The 18,663-nt window shown below is 68.4% G+C and carries 17 protein-coding genes and 2 tRNA genes; 12 read left to right on the top strand and 7 right to left on the bottom strand.

Annotated features, from left to right (window positions below):
• Positions 1 to 16 precede the first annotated feature (16 nt).
• The gene (locus Pla175_RS22370) at positions 17 to 289 is read right to left on the bottom strand and encodes a DUF202 domain-containing protein (protein ID WP_145290933.1); all 273 of its coding nucleotides are present in this window, start codon (positions 287 to 289) and stop codon (positions 17 to 19) included.
• On the bottom strand, positions 286 to 969 hold the full coding sequence (locus Pla175_RS22375; protein ID WP_197527072.1) for a PH domain-containing protein: 684 nt from the start codon (positions 967 to 969) through the stop codon (positions 286 to 288). Before Pla175_RS22375 ends, Pla175_RS22370 begins: the two co-directional genes overlap by 4 nt.
• A gap of 321 nt (positions 970 to 1,290) precedes the next feature.
• On the opposite strand from Pla175_RS22375, the gene nrdR reads away from it, so the two are divergent.
• The 3 genes from nrdR to Pla175_RS22390 all read left to right on the top strand — a co-directional run bounded on the left by nrdR (position 1,291) and on the right by Pla175_RS22390 (position 2,674).
• Positions 1,291 to 1,764, top strand: a complete 474-nt coding sequence (gene nrdR / locus Pla175_RS22380) for a transcriptional regulator NrdR (RefSeq protein ID WP_145290938.1) — start codon at positions 1,291 to 1,293, stop codon at positions 1,762 to 1,764.
• Between the two features lie 119 nt (positions 1,765 to 1,883).
• Positions 1,884 to 1,956 (top strand) — tRNA-Ala (locus tag Pla175_RS22385).
• 238 nt (positions 1,957 to 2,194) lie between these two features.
• Positions 2,195 to 2,674 carry a hypothetical protein gene (locus Pla175_RS22390; RefSeq protein ID WP_145290941.1) on the top strand — a complete coding sequence of 160 codons (480 nt, stop codon included), beginning with the start codon at positions 2,195 to 2,197 and terminating at the stop codon, positions 2,672 to 2,674.
• On the opposite strand, the gene Pla175_RS26860 is transcribed toward Pla175_RS22390, so the two are convergent.
• Both Pla175_RS26860 and Pla175_RS22395 read right to left on the bottom strand, forming a co-directional pair.
• Positions 2,671 to 2,793, bottom strand: a complete 123-nt coding sequence (locus Pla175_RS26860) for a hypothetical protein (protein ID WP_261342792.1) — start codon at positions 2,791 to 2,793, stop codon at positions 2,671 to 2,673. The genes Pla175_RS22390 and Pla175_RS26860 overlap by 4 nt on opposite strands.
• Before the next feature lie 78 nt (positions 2,794 to 2,871).
• Entirely contained in the window at positions 2,872 to 4,191 is a 1,320-nt protein-coding gene (locus Pla175_RS22395) for a 3-keto-disaccharide hydrolase (protein ID WP_145290943.1), read from the bottom strand.
• Between the two features lie 191 nt (positions 4,192 to 4,382).
• Between Pla175_RS22395 and Pla175_RS22400 the strand changes: the two genes are divergently transcribed.
• The 5 genes from Pla175_RS22400 (at position 4,383) to Pla175_RS22420 (ending at position 12,557) form a co-directional block, all read left to right on the top strand.
• Complete coding sequence (locus Pla175_RS22400; RefSeq protein WP_145290945.1) at positions 4,383 to 5,789, top strand: arylsulfatase; 1,407 nt, start codon at positions 4,383 to 4,385, stop codon at positions 5,787 to 5,789.
• 349 nt (positions 5,790 to 6,138) lie between these two features.
• Entirely contained in the window at positions 6,139 to 9,045 is a 2,907-nt protein-coding gene (locus Pla175_RS22405; RefSeq protein WP_197527073.1) for a golvesin C-terminal-like domain-containing protein, read from the top strand.
• Positions 9,046 to 9,124: 79 nt separating this feature from the next.
• Positions 9,125 to 10,900: an arylsulfatase gene (locus tag Pla175_RS22410; protein WP_145290950.1), complete on the top strand. Its 1,776-nt coding sequence runs from the start codon at positions 9,125 to 9,127 to the stop codon at positions 10,898 to 10,900.
• A 19-nt stretch (positions 10,901 to 10,919) separates the two neighbouring features.
• Positions 10,920 to 11,963, top strand: coding sequence for a zinc-dependent alcohol dehydrogenase family protein (locus Pla175_RS22415; protein ID WP_145290952.1), 1,044 nt, complete (start codon positions 10,920 to 10,922; stop codon positions 11,961 to 11,963).
• Between the two features lie 93 nt (positions 11,964 to 12,056).
• Positions 12,057 to 12,557, top strand: a complete 501-nt coding sequence (locus tag Pla175_RS22420; protein ID WP_145290954.1) for a GNAT family N-acetyltransferase — start codon at positions 12,057 to 12,059, stop codon at positions 12,555 to 12,557.
• A gap of 57 nt (positions 12,558 to 12,614) precedes the next feature.
• On the opposite strand, the gene Pla175_RS22425 is transcribed toward Pla175_RS22420, so the two are convergent.
• The 3 genes from Pla175_RS22425 to Pla175_RS22435 all read right to left on the bottom strand — a co-directional run bounded on the left by Pla175_RS22425 (position 12,615) and on the right by Pla175_RS22435 (position 14,616).
• Positions 12,615 to 12,689, bottom strand: a tRNA-Pro gene (locus tag Pla175_RS22425).
• 186 nt (positions 12,690 to 12,875) lie between these two features.
• Positions 12,876 to 13,877 (bottom strand): ParB/RepB/Spo0J family partition protein, encoded by a 1,002-nt coding sequence (locus tag Pla175_RS22430; RefSeq protein ID WP_145290956.1) that lies wholly within the window; start codon positions 13,875 to 13,877, stop codon positions 12,876 to 12,878.
• Positions 13,870 to 14,616 (bottom strand): ParA family protein, encoded by a 747-nt coding sequence (locus tag Pla175_RS22435; protein ID WP_145290958.1) that lies wholly within the window; start codon positions 14,614 to 14,616, stop codon positions 13,870 to 13,872. Before Pla175_RS22435 ends, Pla175_RS22430 begins: the two co-directional genes overlap by 8 nt.
• Positions 14,617 to 14,771: 155 nt before the next feature.
• On the opposite strand from Pla175_RS22435, the gene Pla175_RS22440 reads away from it, so the two are divergent.
• From Pla175_RS22440 to Pla175_RS22455, 4 genes are all read left to right on the top strand, one after another.
• Positions 14,772 to 15,656, top strand: a complete 885-nt coding sequence (locus tag Pla175_RS22440; RefSeq protein ID WP_145290960.1) for a hypothetical protein — start codon at positions 14,772 to 14,774, stop codon at positions 15,654 to 15,656.
• Positions 15,657 to 15,677: 21 nt separating this feature from the next.
• A complete protein-coding gene (locus Pla175_RS22445) occupies positions 15,678 to 16,577 on the top strand; it encodes a hypothetical protein (RefSeq protein WP_145290962.1) in 900 nt (299 codons plus the stop codon).
• 43 nt (positions 16,578 to 16,620) lie between these two features.
• Positions 16,621 to 17,580 carry a hypothetical protein gene (locus tag Pla175_RS22450; protein ID WP_145290964.1) on the top strand — a complete coding sequence of 320 codons (960 nt, stop codon included), beginning with the start codon at positions 16,621 to 16,623 and terminating at the stop codon, positions 17,578 to 17,580.
• 62 nt (positions 17,581 to 17,642) lie between these two features.
• On the top strand, positions 17,643 to 18,659 hold the full coding sequence (locus tag Pla175_RS22455; protein ID WP_145290966.1) for a hypothetical protein: 1,017 nt from the start codon (positions 17,643 to 17,645) through the stop codon (positions 18,657 to 18,659).
• The last annotated feature ends 4 nt before the right edge of the window (positions 18,660 to 18,663 follow it).

Here is an 18,663-nt window from a genome sequence, read left to right on the forward strand (position 1 = left end):
TCGGGAGCCGCCCGACCTAATCGCGGAGTTGGTCGATCAATCGTCGCATCCGCGAGTACCGCAACAAACCAAGCAGCGAGACGACCCCCCCCAACCCCACCAGCGACCAACCGCTGAGGTGCGTTTCGATCGACGGCTCGAACAGCTTGAGCAGCGTCGCGCCGGTGGCGATCAGCATGATCGCCGTGCGGGCGTAGGCCAACAGCGTCCGCTCGTTGGCCAGCCGGGTGCGTTCGCGCGCCAGGCTGTCTCGAATGGTGGTCTGCTCGGGCGGCGCCGGCGTGCTCATACGGCTTCGATGTGCAGGCCGCGGCGGCGGCGTTCGCGGCGGCGGGCGTCGTCGATCAGGTCGGCGACGTACCGCACCCGCTCGATCCCCGGCAGCTTGAGCTTGGGCGTGGTCGTGTCGCTGGAGTCGATCTGGATAGTCCCCACGCCGAAGGCCCGCTGCACGGGGTCCTGGCGGAAGGTGACGTCGTCGATGTCGATCAGCTCGACCCGGTCGATCGTGCGCCACAGCAGGCCCGACTCGTGGATCAGCCGCTGCGTGGTGAGCGTGTAGTGGACGCTAAACCGCCGGTAGAAGTAGAGCCCCACCAGCAACACCCACATCACCAGCAGCCCGATGAGCAGCCAGAACAGGCCCCCGCCCGAGAGCATGCCGGCGACGCCGAGCACGATCGGCGCCGCCACCGTGGCCAAGCCGCCGGCGGCCCAACTGCCGATCATGGCCATCTTGGCGTAGCTCCCCTGCCAGAGCTGTTCCTCGGTCTCTTCGCCGTCGGTCTGCTTCGAGGCGGCCGCACGCAAGAACCGCTCACGCGGCGCCTCGGCGGCTGGGGGCGCCGCGGGGTCGGCCTCGGGCGTCTTCAGGTCCGAGGGGGCGTGCCGCGCATCGAGCCGGCCGCCGCACTTGGGGCAGTAAACCGATTCTTCGGCAACCTCTGCCTGGCACTTGGGGCATTGCATGCTCGCGTCGTCTCCGAGGGGTCGATCGTGGGGCCGGCTCCGCCACCGCGGCCCGCGTGGGGCCGCATTATAGCGCCGGTTGGGGGCCGCGGTACACACGGCATGCGGGTGGTTCGCTGCGCGGAGGCCGATCTTGGGGTAATAACGCATCGATCTGGATCCGAGTGAGCCGGGGCGTCCCCGCCCCTGGCGCGCCGCGACAAGCGGCGCCGGATGGGAAGCCTTTGTCTGATGCGCCGGGGTCGAGGACGCCCCGGCTCGCACAGCGGCGCAGCTCCGCGGCATTTCACCGCCTCCCCGCCCACGGTATGATCCTCCGGTATGCGATGCCCGTTCTGCAAAGAAGACAACGACCGCGTGATCGACTCCCGCGCCAGCCAGGACGGGCTGGCGATCCGTCGGCGTCGCGAGTGCCTGAGCTGCGAGCGCCGCTACACCACCTACGAGCGGCCCGAAGAGACCACGATCAAGGTGATCAAGCGCAACGGCGCCCGGGCGCCGTTCGACCGCGAGAAGATCAAGCGTGGGCTCGAACGGGCCTGCGTCAAGCGGCCGATCAGCGACAAGCAGATCGAGGCGACCGTGGGCGCCATCGAGAACGACGTGTACGCCACCTTCGACACCGAGGTCGAGAGCCGTCAGGTCGGGCTGCTGGTGATGGAGCACCTGCGGGCGCTCGACGAGGTAGCGTTGATCCGCTTCGCCAGCGTCTACCGGCAGTTCGACGATATCCACGACTTCTTCGAGGAAATCCGCCCCCTGCTAGAAGCCGAGCCCCGCACGGCGCCCCGCTAGCTCCGCTTCCTCACGGGCGCGGCTCGATGCCCCGCTAGCTCCGCTTCCTGACGGGCGCGGCTCGATGCCCCCTTCTGGACAGGAATTGGTCCCCGACCTAAGATTCTACGTTCCAGTGGGGGGCGGTAGCTCAGTTGGGAGAGCGCTGCGTTCGCAATGCAGAGGTCGAGGGTTCGAATCCCTTTCGCTCCACTTCTTTTCTGGACCCCAGTCATTTTCTGGTCCCCACTCATCGGGCGACCAATTTTCGGGAACCCAGCGGTCCCCCCCAGCGGTGGACGCTAGTCCACCGAGGGCCGAGCCATGTCGGATAATCCTTACGAGAGCTCGACGACGGCGGGGGAGTCTGCCGGGTCCGATCGCCGCTTCAGGAGTCTTGACGTGATCTCCTACGACGTGGGGCGAACTGTGTCAGTTGGTAGGTGACACAATGGACCTTGACGATATGGTGCGCGAAGCCCAAGAAGCTGAGGCGCGGAAGCCGCCGGAATCGGTCGAACTGCGAGACCTGTTCCCGCGCAGGCTGACGCCCAAGGCGAAAAAGCCGAACAAGCTTCATCTATGGTTGGTGACGATAATAGTCGGCTCTCTATCGGTCGGCGTGTTGGCGGCCCTCTCCAATCATGCCCCGAATAAGACGCAGCCAAGCTCGACTTCTCAATCAGAGCTTTCACTAAGGCGTCTGATAGTGGACGGCGCCGGCGACGACTTCCTTGCGCTTTCGGACCGCGACCGCATGCGGCTCTGCCTAATGATTGAGGAGGCAGTCGGCAAGCATTCCGGCTGGCAATACCAAGCATTCCTGATGACGTTCTACGGCAACGCGAGACGCGATGATCGGGCCGACCTTATGGGTTGGCGGATCAAGGAAGTAGCCGCGGCAGCGGCTTCCATGGAAATGCGAGACTAGTGCGCCCGCCGCCCGAGCAAGAAGTCGGCCTGAAAGTTGGGCGGGAAGTAGTCGCTGTAGGTCAGCAGCACGCGGAAAGTGGTTTGGCAGACCAACAAGCACGCGAGCGCAACAACCATCCGTGTCGCCGGAGATGTAGTCACCGCCGGGGGCAACATCGGCTGATTCTCTCCGTTATGGCTCATTCGCATCGCCCGCTACTTCTCACTTCCCAGCCGCTTCACCTCCACCTTGCGAAACTCCACCGGGTCGCCGTGCCCCGCAAAGCCAAAATGCCCGCTGGTGCGGTCTTTGCCGGGGTGGGCCGAGCCGGCCATGAAGTCGGCGGCGTCGGCCAGGTCGGCATCGAGGATCACGTTGCCGTTGAGTTCGACGCGGATCTTGCTCCCCTGGACGGTCACCTCCTGGAAGTTCCACTCCCCCTGCGGGCGCAGGAAGCCGCGGTGCGCGGCGGCCATGCCGTAGGCGCTGCCGTGGTACTGGCGGGGGTCGAGGTTCTTGTAGTTGGGGTGCTCTGAGTCCAGCACCTGCAGCTCGCACATCGCCGCGTAGGCGGGGTCGCCCGTGCCGGGCGAGCGGATCGCCAGGCCGTTGTTGCCGGCCGGGGGGAGGCGGAACTCGAGCCGGGCGACGAAGTCGCCGTACTCGTCGTCGCTCAGCAGCATCCCTCCCTGGCCCGCCTTGCAGCGGATGGCGCCGTCGACCACCTCGTAGTTGTCGGTCGCGCCGATCCACCCCGAGAGGTCGCGGCCGTTGAACAGCGGCTCGAAGCCATCGCGGTTGTGGCCGGCCAGGTCGGCGTTGGCCTCGTCGGTCGGCAGGTCGCGGACGTAGATACGCCGCCAGCGGATCTCGCCGCCGTGCGTCTGGAGCTGGATCGGCCCCTCGCGGAACAGCGGGCTGTCGCGGTCCCAGAAGTTTTGCATGATGGCGTTTTCGACCACGAGTTGGTCGTTCAGCCAGACGCTGGTCCGCGCGCCGACTTGGCGGATACGCAGGTGGTTCCACTCGCCGAAGGGCTTGTCGGCCAGCACCAGCGGCATCCGGCCGGGGGCGTCCGGGGAGTTGTTCCACAGGCCCCCGCTGCCGTGGTCGGCGCCCAGCGCGATGTCATCGGGGTCCGTGGAGTCCCAGATCTGCACCTGGGGGTTCCCCTTCAGGTAGATGCCGCTGTCGGCCGTGGGGACGGTCTTGTAGTCGATCAGCAGCTCGTAGTCGCCGAAATCGTCCTCGGTGGTCAGGTAGGGGCCCGCGCCGTCGTTCACTAGCTCGTCACCGTCCATGCGCCAATGCTCACGGGCCTCGGCCATCCACTGCTCCGACTTGGCGGCCCGCTCCTCGGGTGATAGCGCGGCCCACGTGCGTGGGTCGAAGTGGGGCCGCGCCTGCCAGCCCGCCAGGTCTTTGCCGTTCAAGAGCGAGCGGAACCCCTCGGGGGGGGCGTCGGCCGCCCAGAGCGGGGCGGTTGCGAGCGAGAGCAGAATCAGTACGAGCGGCGTCCAGCGGGTTGCGATCATCGGTGGTGTGTCCGGGAGGCGTTGCGGCAGGGTCGGCCCGGGGCAAGAGCGGCCGGTTTCCCCGATGGCGGTATCATGACCGCTGCGGGCGCCGCTTGCCACCATTCGCGGGTAAACGCAGGGGGCGCGGCGGTGCTAAACTAGTACCGCTCTGCTGACTCCCCCCTTCCGTTCAACCGGCGCTTTGAACCATGGCAATCTCTGGCTCGGCTCGTCTGCTGTTTTGGTCGCTTCTGCTGGTTGCGTGCGCGGTCGGGCACGCCCCCGCCTCGCAGCCCAACATCATCTTCGTGCTGGCAGACGACCTGGCGCAGGGCGACCTGGGCTGCTACGGGCAGAAGCTGATCCAGACCCCCAACCTCGACCGCATAGCGGCCGAGGGGACACGCTACACCCAGGCCTACTCGGGGACCAGCGTCTGCGCCCCGTCGCGGTCGTCGCTGATGACCGGCCTCGACATGGGGCACTGCCCGGTGCGCGGCAACTTTGAGATCCGAGACGGCTCCGCCTTCGGCGCGGGGCAGCTCCCCTTGCCGGCGTCCACCGTCACCGTGGCGCAATTGCTGCAGCGGGCGGGCTACGCCACCGCGTGCATGGGGAAGTGGGGGATGGGGCAGTTCGACACCACCGGCAGCCCCCACAAGAAGGGCTTCGACCACTTCTTTGGCTACAACGGCCAGGTGCACGCGCACAGCTACTTCCCCACCTACCTGCACGACGACGAGGCCCGCATCGAGCTCCCAGAGAACGCCGACGGCGCCCAGAAGACCTACGCACAAAACCTGATCCAGCAAGACGTGCTCAAGTGGGTCGGGGAGCAGGACGACAAGCCGTTCTTCTTGTTCTACGCAACCACCCTGCCGCACGCGAAGTACGAGATCGACGAGCTGGGCCAGTACGCCAACCGCGCGGGGTGGACCGACCAGCAGAAGGCCTACGCGGCGATGGTCACACGGCTCGATTCCGACATGGGGCAGTTGGTCGCGCTGCTCAAGCAGAAGAGGGTCGACGACAACACGCTGATCATGTTCGTCGGCGACAACGGGTCTTCCTTCGCGCCCGGCTCGCCGATCGGCAAGCGGTTCGACCAATCGATGGGGGGCAAGCTACGCGGCTACAAGCGCGGCATGTACGAAGGGGGCCTCCGCCAGCCGGCGCTGGCGCGCTGGCCGGGCGTTGTGCCAGCGGGGCGGGTGAGCGACGAGCCGTGGGCGTTCTGGGACTTCTTGCCGACCGCCGTCGAGCTGGCCGGCGCCAAGCTGCCGGCCGACTTCCAGACCGACGGCCTCTCGCTGGCGTCCTTCCTCAAGGGGGGCGCCGCGCCCGAGCGCGAGTACTTCTACTGGGAGCTGCACGAGGGCGCCGGCCCCTGCCAGGCCGTGCGCTTCGGCGACTGGAAGGCCGTCCGGCCGCGGCTGGGCAAACCGTTGGAGCTGTACGACCTGGCCAACGACTCGGCCGAGAGCAACAACCTAGCGGCCAAGCGCCCCGAGCTGATCGCTAAGGCCGAGGCGTTGATGAAGCGCGCGCGGGTCGACGACGCCAACTTCCCGCTCAAGCCAAAGCAGCAGAAGCCGAGGGCCGCAGAGCCGCGTTGAGCGCGATCCCGCAGCCTAAGGGGGATGTGGAGATACGGACGGGAGGTGGAGATAGGTTTCTCTGGGCGCTTGCTGCTCTCGATGGCCAGTTCGTGTGTAGCTTTGGCAATCTAGAGCATTGCCGATCTTTAACCCGCTCGCGCACCGGAAGACCATCCCCACCTCTCCCGTCATCTATCCCCACCTCTCCCTTCTCTTTCTCCAACGCACGGCGGTTCCCTGCCGACTTCGGCGGGCGACCGCATCGCCGCGCGACTCTCATGCGCAAATCGGAGAGCCATGTTCGTGCTGCTGGTTAAGCTGAAGGAGGACAGAGAACCAGCCGGCTATGCGAATCAGGCGATCCTTTATGCTTTCTTTCTTGGCCTCCCTGCTGGCGAGCCCCGCGGGGCCCGCCCACCCGCGCCGCGTCTTCGCGGCAGAGCGGCTCGAGCCGCGCCACATGCTGGCGGCGGCCGGACTGGTTGAGGTCGGCGCCCAGCCCAGCGGCGCGCTCGACGACAAGATCGTCTACCTGCACGGCGGCCACGGCATCACCGCCTCGGGCAGCAGTTGGGGCTACCAGCGCGGGTTGCTGCTGGACATGGTAGAAGACCTCGGCAACCAAGACCAGATGTCGCAGCTCGCCGACTACTTGTGGAACGCCGGCGCCACCGTCGTGCCGCTGCGGCCGGTGGGCCATCAGGTGAACGAGCGCGTGCTGGACAACGACGACCCGGGGGTCAGCTTCAGCAGCGGCTGGGGCGCGGGCTCGGGGTCGGTCTACTTTGGCGACGCCGGCGACGTGCGCTACCGGTTCGCCACCACCTCGCCGGTCGAGACGGCGGTCGCCACCTACCGCCCCAACCTCCCCGAGGCGGGCTACTACCCGGTGTACGCGTGGTCGCCCGCCGGCACGAACCGGGCGACCGACCAGCTCTACCGCGTGCAGCACTCCGGGGGCGCCACCGAGGTGACGGTCGACCACAGCCGCGTCGGCAACGGGCTGGTCTACCTGGGCACGTACCACTTCGAGGCGGGCACGGCCGGCGCGGTCGAGATCAGCAACCGCTCCGACGACCCCGGCAAGGTGGTGGTGGCGGACATGATCCGCTTCGGCAACGGCATGGGAGACATCACGCGCAGCGGCGGCGTCTCCGGCCAGCCGCGCGAGAACGAGGCGGGCCTGTACTGGGTGGAGTGGCACGTCGACCACGCGCAGGGGATCCCCACCAGCGCCTATCGCACCAGCAGCACCGACTCAACCGCCACCGTGTCGCTCGCCCCCCGCTACGCCGAGTACATGAATCAAGAAGGGGTGGGCGTGCTGTCGGACCGCGTGCTGGTGAGCTTCCACTCCAACGCGACTACCGGAGACCCGGCCACCGCGACGTCGCGCGGCGTGCTGGGGCTGCACAACACCTCCAGCGGCGGCGCCACGCCCAACCAGTTGTTGCTGGCGCAGACCCTCGCCAAGCAGGTGAACGACGACCTGGTCGCCCAGAACGGCCAGTTCGAACACAACTGGGCGGGCCGCAGCACGGTCACCTACCAGGCCAGCTTCAACTACGGCGAGATCAACAACGCCTACATCGGCGGCGAGTTCGACGCCACGATCATCGAGACCGGGTTCCACGACAACACCCAGGACGCCCAAATGCTGCGCGACCCGCGGGTCCGCGAGGCGATCGCACGCGCTACCTACCAGGGGATCGTCGACTACTTCCGCGCCGTCGACGGCGGCGCCACCCCCAACATCGACGCCCCGCCGCGGGTCGCTTCGCTGTCGGCCGAGTCGGCCGCGCCCGGCGAGGTCACCCTCTCGTGGACCGCCGGCGCACCGTCCGCCTACGCCGGCGGCGCCCCCACCGGGTACATGATCTACGCGTCGACCGGCGGCCGCGGGTTCGATGGCGGGACCTACGTCGCCGGCGGGGCGACCTCGGCGTTCACGCTCACCGGGCTCGACGCCGCACAGCAGTACTACTTCCGCGTCGCCGCCGTGAACGCGGGGGGCGAGTCCCCCGATTCCGAGGTGGTCGCCGCCAAGCCGTCGGCGTCGACCGAGCGGCTGCTGATCGTGGGCGGCTTTGACCGCCGCGACCGCAGCCTGGTGGAAGCAGAGCCCTTCGCGGGCGGGAACACGGCCGATCGGGTCCGCTTGATCGGCGCCAATACCTACGACTACGTCGTCGAAGTGGCCGAAGCGGTTCGCCAGTCGGGCTCAACCGCCGCGGTCACCTCGGTGGCCAACGAAGCGGTCGCCAGCGGCGCGGTCGACCTGGGCGACTACGACGCGGTGGTGTGGATCCTGGGGACCGAGTCGTCCGCCGACGACACGTTCAACCCGGCCGAGCAGTCCGCCGTGTCTGCCTACCTGTCGGGTGGGGGCAAGCTGTTTGTCTCCGGGTCGGAGATCGGCTGGGACCTCGACAACCTGAACAACGGACGCACGTTCTACAACAACGTGCTCCGCGCCGACTACGTGAAGGACGACGCGCTGACGTACGACGCCGCCGGCGTCGCCGGCTCGATCTTCGCGGGCCTCGACCTCCGCTTCGACAACGGCGCCAAGTCGTACGACGTCGGCTACCCCGACGTCATCAACCCGCTGGGAGGAGCGACGGCCGCGATGGCGTACGACGGCGGCGCCGGCACGGCCGCCATCCAGTACTCCAGCGGCGCCACGCGGCTGGTGATGATGGGGTTCCCGTTCGAGTCGCTGGTCGGCGCGGGCAATCAAACCGACGTGATGACGCGCGTGCTGGGCTACTTCGGCTTCGGCCTTGGCGCCGTGGGAGCAACGCCCGGCGGCGACTTCAACCGCGACGGCTCGGTGAACGCCGCCGACTACACCGTGTGGCGCGACTCGCTCAACCAGATCGTCGCCCCCCTCTCGGGCGCCGACGCAGACGGTAGCGGCCTGGTCGATGATGCGGACCTGGCCGTCTGGCGGGCGACGTTTGGGCAGTCCGCCGCGGTCGCGAGCGTGGCCCCGGCGCCGGCGGTTTCCGCGGCCTCGGCGCCTAACGACTCGTTGCCGCTGATCTCAACGGGAACTTCTGCGGCGCCGCGTGCCCATCGTCCGTCGCCGCGCGCGGCGTTGCCAACTCAGGCCGGCGACTCTGCGGCCGACGCGGCCCTGCTGTTGCTGTTGGCCGAGCGCCGGCACGAGCCGGCGGGCGGAGCCTCAGGCATGCCGGCGTTCGCTGCGGAAGAGGCGCCGGTCGATTCCGAGCCGCTACGCCGCTTGGCGTTCTCGCTGCTGTTCGATTGAGCAAGCGCTACGCCGGGAGTTCATCCGTCGGGCGCCGTAGGCTACGATCAGCGGGTCTCCTCACCCGGCTCCTATTGGCATGAACGCCGTACGCTCCGTCCTCTTGCGTCTGACTTCCTTACTCGTCGCCTGGCAGACGCTTGCGTCGCCCGCCGCGGCCGACCGGCCCAACGTGTTGGTGCTGCTCAGCGACGACCAGGGCTGGGGAGACCTGAGCCTTTCCGGCAACGCCGATCTGGCGACGCCGCACGTCGACTCGCTGGCGGCCGACGGCGCCAGCTTTGATCGCTTCTATGTCTGCCCCGTCTGCTCGCCGACCCGCGCGGAGTTCCTCACGGGGCGTCACCATGCGCGGTCCGGAGTGTACGCCACGTCGACCGGCGGCGAGCGGCTCAACCTCGACGAGACCACCATCGCCGACCTCTTCCGGGCCGCCGGCTACCGCACGGCCGCCTTCGGCAAGTGGCACAACGGCGCCCAGCACCCCTACCACCCCAACGCCCGCGGCTTCGACGAGTTCTTCGGCTTCTGCAGCGGCCACCTGGGGGACTACTTCGACGCCATGCAGGAGCACAACGGCCGCATCGTCCGCGGCGCCGGCTACTGTGCAGACGACTACACCAACCACGCCATCACGTTCATCGAGCAATCGGTCGCCCAGCAGCAGCCGTTCTTCGTCTACGTGCCCTACAACACGCCGCACTCCCCGATGCAGGCGCCCGGCCGCTTCTGGCGCCGCTTCGCCGATCGCCAGATGACAATGCCCCCGGACGGCGACGCCAAGCGGCAAAGCAAAGCAGACGAGACGCGTTGCGCGTATGCGATGTGCGAGAACCTCGACTGGAACGTGGGGCGGTTGCTGAACCGCCTCGACGCGCAGGGCGTGGCCGAGGACACGATCGTGGTCTGGTTCCACGACAACGGCCCGGCCGGAGTGCGCTACAACGACGGCATGAAGGGAAAGAAGGGACAGACCGACGAGGGGGGCGTACGCAGCCCCCTGCTGGTGCGCTGGCCCGGCCACATTGCGCCCCGCACCGAGGTGGCGCATATCGCCAGCGCGCGCGACCTGCTCCCCACGCTGTGCGAGCTGGCCGGCGTGCCCGCCGCCACCAGGCATCCGGTCGATGGGCTCAGCCTGGCGCCGCTGCTGCTTGGCGACACGGCCGACTGGCCCGACCGTGTGCTCATCAACCAGTGGCAGGACAAGATCAGCGCCCGCAGCCAACAGTACCGGCTCGACCATCAGGGGAAGCTGTACGACATGGCCGCCGACCCGGGGCAGACCCGGCCGGTGAACGACGCCCAGCCCGAGGCGCTCGCTAGGCTATCCGCCAGCGCGCGGGCGCACCGCGACGCGTTCATGGCCAACTACGCCCGCGACGACCGCCCGTTCGTGGTCGGCGACCCGCACGCCCCTGCCACCCTGCTGCCGGCCGCCGACTCCCGCGGCCACGGCGCCATTCGGCGTTCCAGCCGGCACCCCAACAGCTCGTATTTCACCCACTGGGCCTCGCCCGACGACCGCATCACCTTCAACGTCGAGGTAGCAACCGCCGGCGTCTACCGCGTCGGCCTCTACTACGCGGCCCAAGAGCCCGGCGCCAAGTGCGAGTTGAGCTTCCGAGACGCGAGGCTGCCGTTCGAGATAACCGCAGCGCACGACCCGCCCCTGCGGGGCGCCGAGCACGACCGGGTCCCGCGGATCGAGTCGTACACCAAGCGTTTCAAGCAAGCAGCGTTGGGAGAGATCGAGCTCGCCCAGGGGCCCGGCGAGCTCTCGCTGCGGGCGCTGGAGATCCCGGGCGCCGAGGCGATGGAATTTTGTATGCTGACGCTAGAACGCCGGGAGTAGGTCTTATCACCAGCCGCCTATGAACGCAGTCGCCTACCACGCGTTCGGCGGGCCCGTCTCCGTGCAGACGCTCCCCGACCCAACCCCGGCGCCCGACGGCGCGGTGCTGCGCGTCACGGCCACCGGGCTCTGCCGCAGCGACTGGCACGGCTGGCGTGGGCACGACGCAGACATCGCCCGCTTCCCCCACGTACCTGGGCACGAGCTGGCGGGCGAGGTGGTAGCCGTCGGCCGCGACGTCCGTCGCGTACAGTTGGGAGAGCGGGTGACGATGCCGTTTGTCGCCGGCTGCGGCGACTGCCCCGAGTGCGCTGCCGGCAACCAGCAGGTGTGCGACCGCCAGTTCCAGCCCGGCTTCACCGCGTGGGGCTCGTTCGCCCAGTACGTGGCGGTCCGCTACGCCGACGGCAACCTGGTGACGATCCCCGAGGGGGTCACCGACGCGGCCGCGGCGAGCCTCGGCTGCCGCATCGCGACCGCCTACCGCGCGGTCGTGGCGCAGGGACGCGTCGGCCCCGGCGACTGGGTCGCCGTGCACGGCTGCGGCGGCGTGGGCCTGGCCGCGGTGGCGATCGCCCACGCGCTCGGCGCCCGGCCGATCGCGATCGACACGCGTCCCGAGCCGCTCGCCCTGGCCAAAGCGCTCGGCGCCCAGCACACGCTCGACGCCTCGACCCTCACCGACCTGCCGCACGCCGTCCACCGGCTCACCGGCCGCGGGGCGGACGTCTCGCTCGACGCGGTCGGCAGCGCCCGAGCGATGACGGGCTCGATCTTGTCGCTCCGCAAGCGGGGCCGGCACGTGCAAGTCGGCCTGCTGGCGGGCGCCGACGCCGACCCCCCGACGCCGCTGGGGCGGGTGATCGCGTGGGAGCTGGAGATCGTCGGCAGCCACGGCCTGCAAGCGCACGCCTACCCCGGTCTGCTGGCCCTGGTCGAATCGGGCAAGCTCGACCCGACGCGGTTCGTCGAGCGGACGATCCCGCTCAACCAGGCGCCGCAAGCCCTGATGGCGATGGACAACTACACGGGTTGTGGCGTCACGATAATCACGCCCGAGTAAGCCGCCGGCGCCCCCGGCGCCGCCCGCTCGCGGAGCAATCGGGGTACACTCGCGGACGTAGCCCCCACCCCGCACACCGCTCCGGAGCACCCGATGCCGTTGATCCGGCCCGAGCTAACGACCGACACAGCGGCCATCCACGCCCTGATCGCGGCGAGTTTCCCCACCCCCGGTGAAGCCGAGTTGGTCGATCGGCTGCGCGAGGCGGGTCGCCTACGCGTGTCGCTGGCCGCCGAGGAAGGCGGGCAGATCGTCGGGCACATCGCGATCAGCCCGGTCACGACCCCCTCCCAAGCGACCGGCGCGGGCCTCGGGCCGCTGGCGGTGGCCGAGTCGCACCGCCGGCGGGGGATCGGCGCGGCGCTCATGGGCGCCGGGCTCGATGCCTGCCGCGCCGCCGGGCTGGGCTGGGCCGTCGTGCTGGGCGACCCGGCCTACTACGCCCGCTTCGGTTTCCGGCCCGCCGGGGAGTTCGGCCTGCACGACGAGCACGGCTGGGGCCGCGCGTTCCAAGCCCTAGAGCTGCTGCCGGGCGGTCTGCCGACCGAGGGGGGACTCGTCCGGTACGCGCCGGAGTTTGATTCGCTAAGCTGATTCGCCGGCTGCGCCGCAGAGAGCGCAAAGTGCTATTCGGCAAGCATTTAGAACAAATCGGGGCGACAGGATTCGAACCTGCGACCTACTGCTCCCAAAGCAGTCGCGCTAGCCAGGCTGCGCCACGCCCCGTTTGCCGTCAGCGGTCAGCTTTCAGCAGTTAGCATCGTAGTCGTCCGGGGGACGCAGAGCAACGCGCCGCGATTCTGCCTGCAAGATGCTCAATAGCTGCCGACCTAGGTTCGGCGCGTTCTTCTGAGCCGGCGTCGAACGCGCCGACCGTAGGTCGGCAGCTATTGTGTCACTCAGCGCCCGGCGCTACGCGGCCATGGAGGTTTGTTGCTGGGGGACGAGGATCGCGCGGATGCGGTCGAACTCCTCGACGCTGGCGAAGTGGATCGTGATCCGCCCCTTCCCCTTGGCGTTCTGCTGCAGGGCGACCTTGGTCCCCAGCGCGTTGTGGAGTTCTTGCTCAAGGGCCGCGAGCTGCTCGCCACGCGTGGCGGGCGCCTTGGGCGCCGGGGCGTCGCCCCCTTCCTCGAACTGCTCGGCGGTCACCAAACGCAGCAGGTCGTCGTCGAGCGCGTGCACCTGGTTCTGCACCGCCTGCTCGGTGGCGCGGACCGACAGGCCTTCTTGCTTGATGCGCTTGGCGAACTTGGTCTGCTCTTCTTCTTCGCCAAGCGACAGCAGCGCGCGGGCGTGGCCCTGAGTAAGGTCCCCCTCGACCACCATCTGCCGGACCCCTTCGGGGAGGTCCAACAAGCGGATCAGGTTGGCGATGGTCGAGCGGTCGATGTGGATCCGCTTGGCCAGGTCCTCCTGGGTGCAGCCGTACTGCTGCAAGTAGTTGTGGAAGCTGGTCGCCTTCTCGATGGCGTTCAGGTCTTTGCGTTGGACGTTCTCTACGATGGCCAGCTCGGCCATCTGCTGATCGGAGACGTTCTTCAGCTGCACCGGCGCCTGGCGCCAGCCGGCGGCCTGCGCCGCGCGCAACCGGCGCTCGCCGGCGATCAGTTGGTAGCCCCCCTCTTCCATCGGGCGGACCACCAGCGGCTGCAAGACGCCGTGCTCGCGGATGCTGTCCGCCAGGTCGGCGATCTCCACCTCATCAAAATGCTTCCGCGGCTGGAACGGGTTCGGCTGGATCACGCCGAGGTCGAGCCAAAGCTGGCCCGCCTCGTCGCGCGACACAAACTCCGGCAGCGGCGCGGCGCCCTCGGCGGGCGCGGCCTCCATCACAGGCTGCGGCGCGGGTTCGTCCAGCGAGCGGCCCAAGAGTGCTTCGAGTCCACGTCCAAGGCGGCGTTGGTTAGTCACGTCCAAGTATCTCCTGACAGAGCTCGATGTAGGCCCGGGCGCCCCGCGATCGGGGAGCGTAATCGAAGATCGGTTGGCCATGGCTGGGGGCTTCAGCCAGGGCGACGTCCCTCGGAACGACGGTCTGGAACACCACGTCCCCGAAGAACCCCCTGACCTCGCGGTCTACCTCTCTTGTCAGTTCCAGGGTGTGGTCGTGCTTGGTGAGCAAGATCCCCCCGAACTGCAAGCGGGCGTTGCGGCGGCTCATCACGCTCTTGATCAGCTCGATCATCTGCGTGAGCCCCTCCATGGCGAAGTACTCGCACTCCAGCGGCATGATCACCTCGTCGCCCGTGGCCAGCGCCGTCTGCGTCAGCGCCCCCAGCGACGGCGGGCAATCGACGAACACCAGGTCGTAAACCGCCAGGCTGGCCGAAAGGTGCTCCGCCACGCGGCGGCTCTGGTTGTCGTCTACCGTGGCGAGCGCGTCGACGTCGTGGAAGCTGCGGCTGCCGGGCAGCACTTCGAGGCCCGCGTAGGCCGTGGGTTTCACCGACTCGCGGATCGGCGACTGCTCGACCAGCGGGTGACGGTTGGTCGGCTCGACCCCCAGCGCGCTGGTGGCGTTGCACTGCGGGTCGAGGTCGACCAGCAGCGTCTTCATCCCCGCGCGCGCGCACCCCGCCGACAGGTTGACGGCGGTCGTGGTTTTTCCGACGCCTCCCTTCTGGTTGGCGATGCAGAGGACGCGACCCATCAGCGGGGGCGAGGGGTTAGGGGCGAGACTTGAACCAACGAACGATCCGGGATCGTTGCGGGCGGGAGTGTAGGGAAGTCGCGGGGGGCAGCCCAAGGTCAGTTGCCCCCGATTGCTAGCGTGCGGTTAGAATCGGGGCAGCAGGAACCGCAGCCATGCCAGAACCGCCGACGACCGACGACCCGCGGATCGACCCCCTAAGCGTACGCGCCCAACGCCCCGAAACGACCCTGGACGCCAAGACGGCCGAGCCCGCCTGCGTCGAGCCGCCGGACGGCTGGGAGCACGTCGGGTTCACGATCGCGTTCGGAGGGGGGGTGTACCTCGGCCTCGGGGCGACGCTGCTGTATGTGGTGTACTTGCTAGCAGACCCCTACGCGAAATACCAAAGCCTGAGCTCGCTCGCGACAGCGGCGGCGTTCTTGATCGCTCTCGCTCCGATGGCGATCGTCTTCGGCTTTCTCTTCACGGGCTTCTTTTGCCTGTGGACCCTGCTGCTCGTAAGGGGAGTGCTCGCGACTCTTGACTGGCGACCGGGGTGGGACCGGCTGGGCGCCTTCGGCGGCGGGCTGGTCGGGCTGATCTGCACCGCCTGGCCGCTCGTGCTGCGGCCCATCGACCCCTACCTGAGGAACACGCAGGACGCGGCGATGTTGATCGCGGCCGGCCCCGTACTGGCGACGCTCGTCGGTCAGTTTTTCGGAGGGCTAGCCGGGGTCCACATCGTCAAGTCTCAGCGGCTCATCGCGGACCTGCGGGGCTTGTCTGTCAGCGAACCGTGTCGGGGGCTCCGCGTCTCGATCAAACAGTTGATGGGGGTCACGGCGTGGGTGTGCGTGGGCTTGGGCGCGGCGCGTGCAATGGGCGTGATGAATGCCGAGTTGCTGGTGCTGCTGAGTGTCTGGTCGCCGCTGCAGTTCTTGTCCGCCAAGCTGATGGTCCGCTGGGCTTGGTTCTTTGACCGGCGGCGCCTCGTGTGGCTCGGCAGAGAGAAGCCCAGGCACGGGTCGGGACGCGTGCCGCGCCTGGACGCGGGTTGAGCGATCCAACGGAAACACACCATGCACAACCCGCCCCCCGACCCGGCTCAGGAAGACTACTGGGCGCCGCACCAGCTCCCGCCGACGCCCACCACCCCGTACGCGGCCCCGAAGTTCGACGCCCCCGGGGTGTTCGAGAAGCACAGGCCCCCCGGCGACGACCCCGATCCGACGGACGACTGGCTCTACCTCGGCGGCAGGATTGCGCTCGCGGGGGGATGCTACCCGCTGGTGCTCCTATGCCTGATGCTGGTGTGGGGCGGCGTGGTGTTCGCGGCGGAACTAGCGGCCGGCGACGTGCGGTTCGACGTGGACGCCTTTTTGGGGGGAGCGATGCTGATGCTGAGCATCGCCGTCGCATCTGGCTTGTTCGGGCTCTTCTGGTGCGCCGCGGCCGCGCTCGCGGTGCACGGCGTGGTGGCGCTGGTGCTCCGGTCGCTCCAGTGGCGGCCGCGCTGGGACCGGCTCGGCACGTTTTGTGGCGGGCTTGTGGCGCTCGTCTGCCTGGGGTGGCCCGCGGTGTTCTTCAATAGTCCGACCCGTGACGGTTGGACGTTCGACGCGCTGATCTTCTTCGCCGCGGGCCCGGGCCTGGGGACGATCATCGGCCAAGCGTTCGGCGCCGCGGCCGGCATCAGAAACCTTGCCGGCCACGGCGTGGCGAAGCGGCTAGAGTACTTCCGCACCGCCGCGCCCCGCGCCGAGCCGTTCCGGTTCTCCTTGATGCAGGCGATGTGGCTGACGTTCTGGCTGTGCATCGGGCTGACCCTGCTGCGGGCGACCAACGCGGCGTCCGTGGGCTTGGTCGCCCTGGTTTGCTTGTGGCTCCCCTTTCAAACCGTGACCGGCATGGCCGTGCTGTGGCTCGCCTGGAGGAGAGAACGCTGGCTGTTGGGGCTGCCCCGCGGCACGCCGGTGTGATGGGCCGCGTGAGAGATTAGATTGACATCAGGCAGCACCACCAATGTCTCCACACAAGAAGCAAAGCACCGACGCGCCCGAACCCAGCAACGGGTTCGCGAGCGCTGCCCCTGCGTTGGACGAGCACAAGCTGGCGCTCGATCTAGCGCAGGTGCGCGCCCAGCGAGCGGAAGCCCGGTCCCGTGTCGGGTTGGACGGGTCGGCGCGGGTCGACCCGGCGGACGGCTGGTTGTTCCTCGGCGCCATGATCGCACTCGGCGGGGGCGTCTACCCTTGTGTCGCGACGTTCATCTTCCTGGCGTGGTTCGTCGCGGGCGTCGCGGTCGGCTGGCTGATGGGCGTTCCGCTGCGGGTCGACTTGCCAGGCTTGTTCGACTTGTTTGCCTTGTTGCCCGCCTTCGTGATTGGGTGCTTCTTTGCGGGGTTCGTCTCGGTATGGACACTGCTGCTGAGCAAGCTGTTCCTGGCGACCCTGGGCTGGCGGCCGGGGTGGGATCGCCTGGGCGTTGCTCTGGGGGGGCTCGTCGGGCTTGTTTGCACGGCGTGGCCGATCGCCTCGGGGAGCGCCTTCTTCTCCTTTGAGATGACTTCCGAGTTCTGGGCCTTCCTGGCGTTGGGTCCCGGCGTAGCGACGCTGGTCGGACAGTTCTTTGGCGCATTGGGGGGCGTCAGGAACCTGAAGGAACAGGAGCTGTTGGACGCGCGGCATGGCCGCGTGAACCCGCCGGCGGCCGAGGCCCGGCGCGTCTCGATCAAGCAGCTGCTGCTGATCACGGCCTGGGCGAGCGTCTGCCTGACCGCGGCCAAGGCCGCCGGGCTGATGACCGCCGGAACGCTGGGGCTGCTGTGCCTCGCGCCGCCGCTGCAGTTCCTGAGCGGCCGGCTGATGCTGCGGTTGGCGCGGCGATACGATCGGTGGGCCGACGCGCGGAAAGCACGGCGGCGGAAACGAGCAGTCGCCCGCCCCGAGGCTCAAGCGGCCGCACCCCGCCCAAACGACTGAACCGATCCGACATGCGCCCTTTCCCCGGCGCCGCGGTTAGAATCGGGAGAGGAGCCGCGGCTATGCAACCAGCGCCAACCGCCAACGACGCCAACGACGCCAACGACGAAACCGACCCGCGGCTAGAGGGCGCCCCGGAGTACCCGTCGCCGCTGTGGGAACCAGCCGGGGTGCGGGCCAAGCGTGGTCAGGTGATCCTCAAGCCCGGGATGGAGGTTCCTGAGGGTCCTCCCGGACCGCCCCCGGGAAAGTGGACACACCTGGTAGGCATGCTCGCCCTGGCGGGCGCCGCGTACCCGCCGCTCCTTGCGGCGGGGTTCATCCTGTTCGCGGTCCCTTGGCTGGCACTTACAGAACCGACGTTCGATGTCTACGCCTTGGGCGGCTGCTTGGGGGGCGCCGTGATGTTCGGGGGATGTGGAGTCTGGGTCGGCTTGATCGTCTCGGCTCTTGTCTCGTCGCTGTTTTGCGCTCTCGTCCGCTTGTATCTGCGTTCTGTGGATTGGACCCCCCGTTGGGATCGCCTCGGCGTCTTCTGCGGCGGGCTGATCGCGCTCCTCTGCCTGGGTTGGCCCTTTTGTCTGGTGGAGCGCGGATCAGACCCCGGATGGATCATGCCGGCCGCCCTGGTCTATTTCGCCGCGGGGCCGGGGCTAGGGACGATCGTCGGCCAGTCGTTCGGCGGGTTGGCGGGGATCAACAACCTTGCCGGTCACACCTTGGCGGAGCGGACAGAGTTCTTCCAAACCCACCCGCCCCCTGCTGAGCCATTCCGGTTCTCATTGATGCACGCGATGTGGCTAACGACCTGGATCTGTGTGGGGCTTGGCCTGGCGCGGGTGGCCGGCGCATTCTCCTTCCGCCTGATTGCGCTGGCGTGCCTGTGGCTGCCGTTTCAGATGGTCACCAGCAGCCTAGTGTTGGCCACCCTGTGGAGTCGCGAGCGGCGTCGCCTCGACGCGTGCGAGCAGCGCCCCCACGTTCCACGTGACACAACCGTCCAACCTCCCCCGTTTCACGTGGAACACCAATCCCCCGCAGACTGCGCCCGCGTTTCACGTGGAACATCGGGGAGATGAACAG

This window comes from Pirellulimonas nuda (assembly GCF_007750855.1).
GTDB lineage: Bacteria > Planctomycetota > Planctomycetia > Pirellulales > Lacipirellulaceae > Pirellulimonas > Pirellulimonas nuda.

What these genes read in the sequence shown, in the direction of transcription:
- Pla175_RS22445 (WP_145290962.1), top strand. Translation starts at nt 15,678, where the DNA reads ATGCACAACCCGCCCCCCGACCCGGCTCAGGAAGACTACTGGGCGCCG.
- Pla175_RS22435 (WP_145290958.1), bottom strand. Translation starts at nt 14,616, where the DNA reads ATGGGTCGCGTCCTCTGCATCGCCAACCAGAAGGGAGGCGTCGGAAAA.
- Pla175_RS22420 (WP_145290954.1), top strand. Translation starts at nt 12,057, where the DNA reads ATGCCGTTGATCCGGCCCGAGCTAACGACCGACACAGCGGCCATCCAC.
- Pla175_RS22415 (WP_145290952.1), top strand. Translation starts at nt 10,920, where the DNA reads ATGAACGCAGTCGCCTACCACGCGTTCGGCGGGCCCGTCTCCGTGCAG.
- Pla175_RS22395 (WP_145290943.1), bottom strand. Translation starts at nt 4,191, where the DNA reads ATGATCGCAACCCGCTGGACGCCGCTCGTACTGATTCTGCTCTCGCTC.
- Pla175_RS22390 (WP_145290941.1), top strand. Translation starts at nt 2,195, where the DNA reads ATGGACCTTGACGATATGGTGCGCGAAGCCCAAGAAGCTGAGGCGCGG.
- Pla175_RS22410 (WP_145290950.1), top strand. Translation starts at nt 9,125, where the DNA reads ATGAACGCCGTACGCTCCGTCCTCTTGCGTCTGACTTCCTTACTCGTC.
- Pla175_RS26860 (WP_261342792.1), bottom strand. Translation starts at nt 2,793, where the DNA reads ATGGTTGTTGCGCTCGCGTGCTTGTTGGTCTGCCAAACCACTTTCCGC.
- Pla175_RS22405 (WP_197527073.1), top strand. Translation starts at nt 6,139, where the DNA reads ATGCTTTCTTTCTTGGCCTCCCTGCTGGCGAGCCCCGCGGGGCCCGCC.
- Pla175_RS22455 (WP_145290966.1), top strand. Translation starts at nt 17,643, where the DNA reads ATGCAACCAGCGCCAACCGCCAACGACGCCAACGACGCCAACGACGAA.
- nrdR (WP_145290938.1), top strand. Translation starts at nt 1,291, where the DNA reads ATGCGATGCCCGTTCTGCAAAGAAGACAACGACCGCGTGATCGACTCC.
- Pla175_RS22440 (WP_145290960.1), top strand. Translation starts at nt 14,772, where the DNA reads ATGCCAGAACCGCCGACGACCGACGACCCGCGGATCGACCCCCTAAGC.
- Pla175_RS22450 (WP_145290964.1), top strand. Translation starts at nt 16,621, where the DNA reads ATGTCTCCACACAAGAAGCAAAGCACCGACGCGCCCGAACCCAGCAAC.
- Pla175_RS22375 (WP_197527072.1), bottom strand. Translation starts at nt 969, where the DNA reads ATGCAATGCCCCAAGTGCCAGGCAGAGGTTGCCGAAGAATCGGTTTAC.
- Pla175_RS22370 (WP_145290933.1), bottom strand. Translation starts at nt 289, where the DNA reads ATGAGCACGCCGGCGCCGCCCGAGCAGACCACCATTCGAGACAGCCTG.
- Pla175_RS22400 (WP_145290945.1), top strand. Translation starts at nt 4,383, where the DNA reads ATGGCAATCTCTGGCTCGGCTCGTCTGCTGTTTTGGTCGCTTCTGCTG.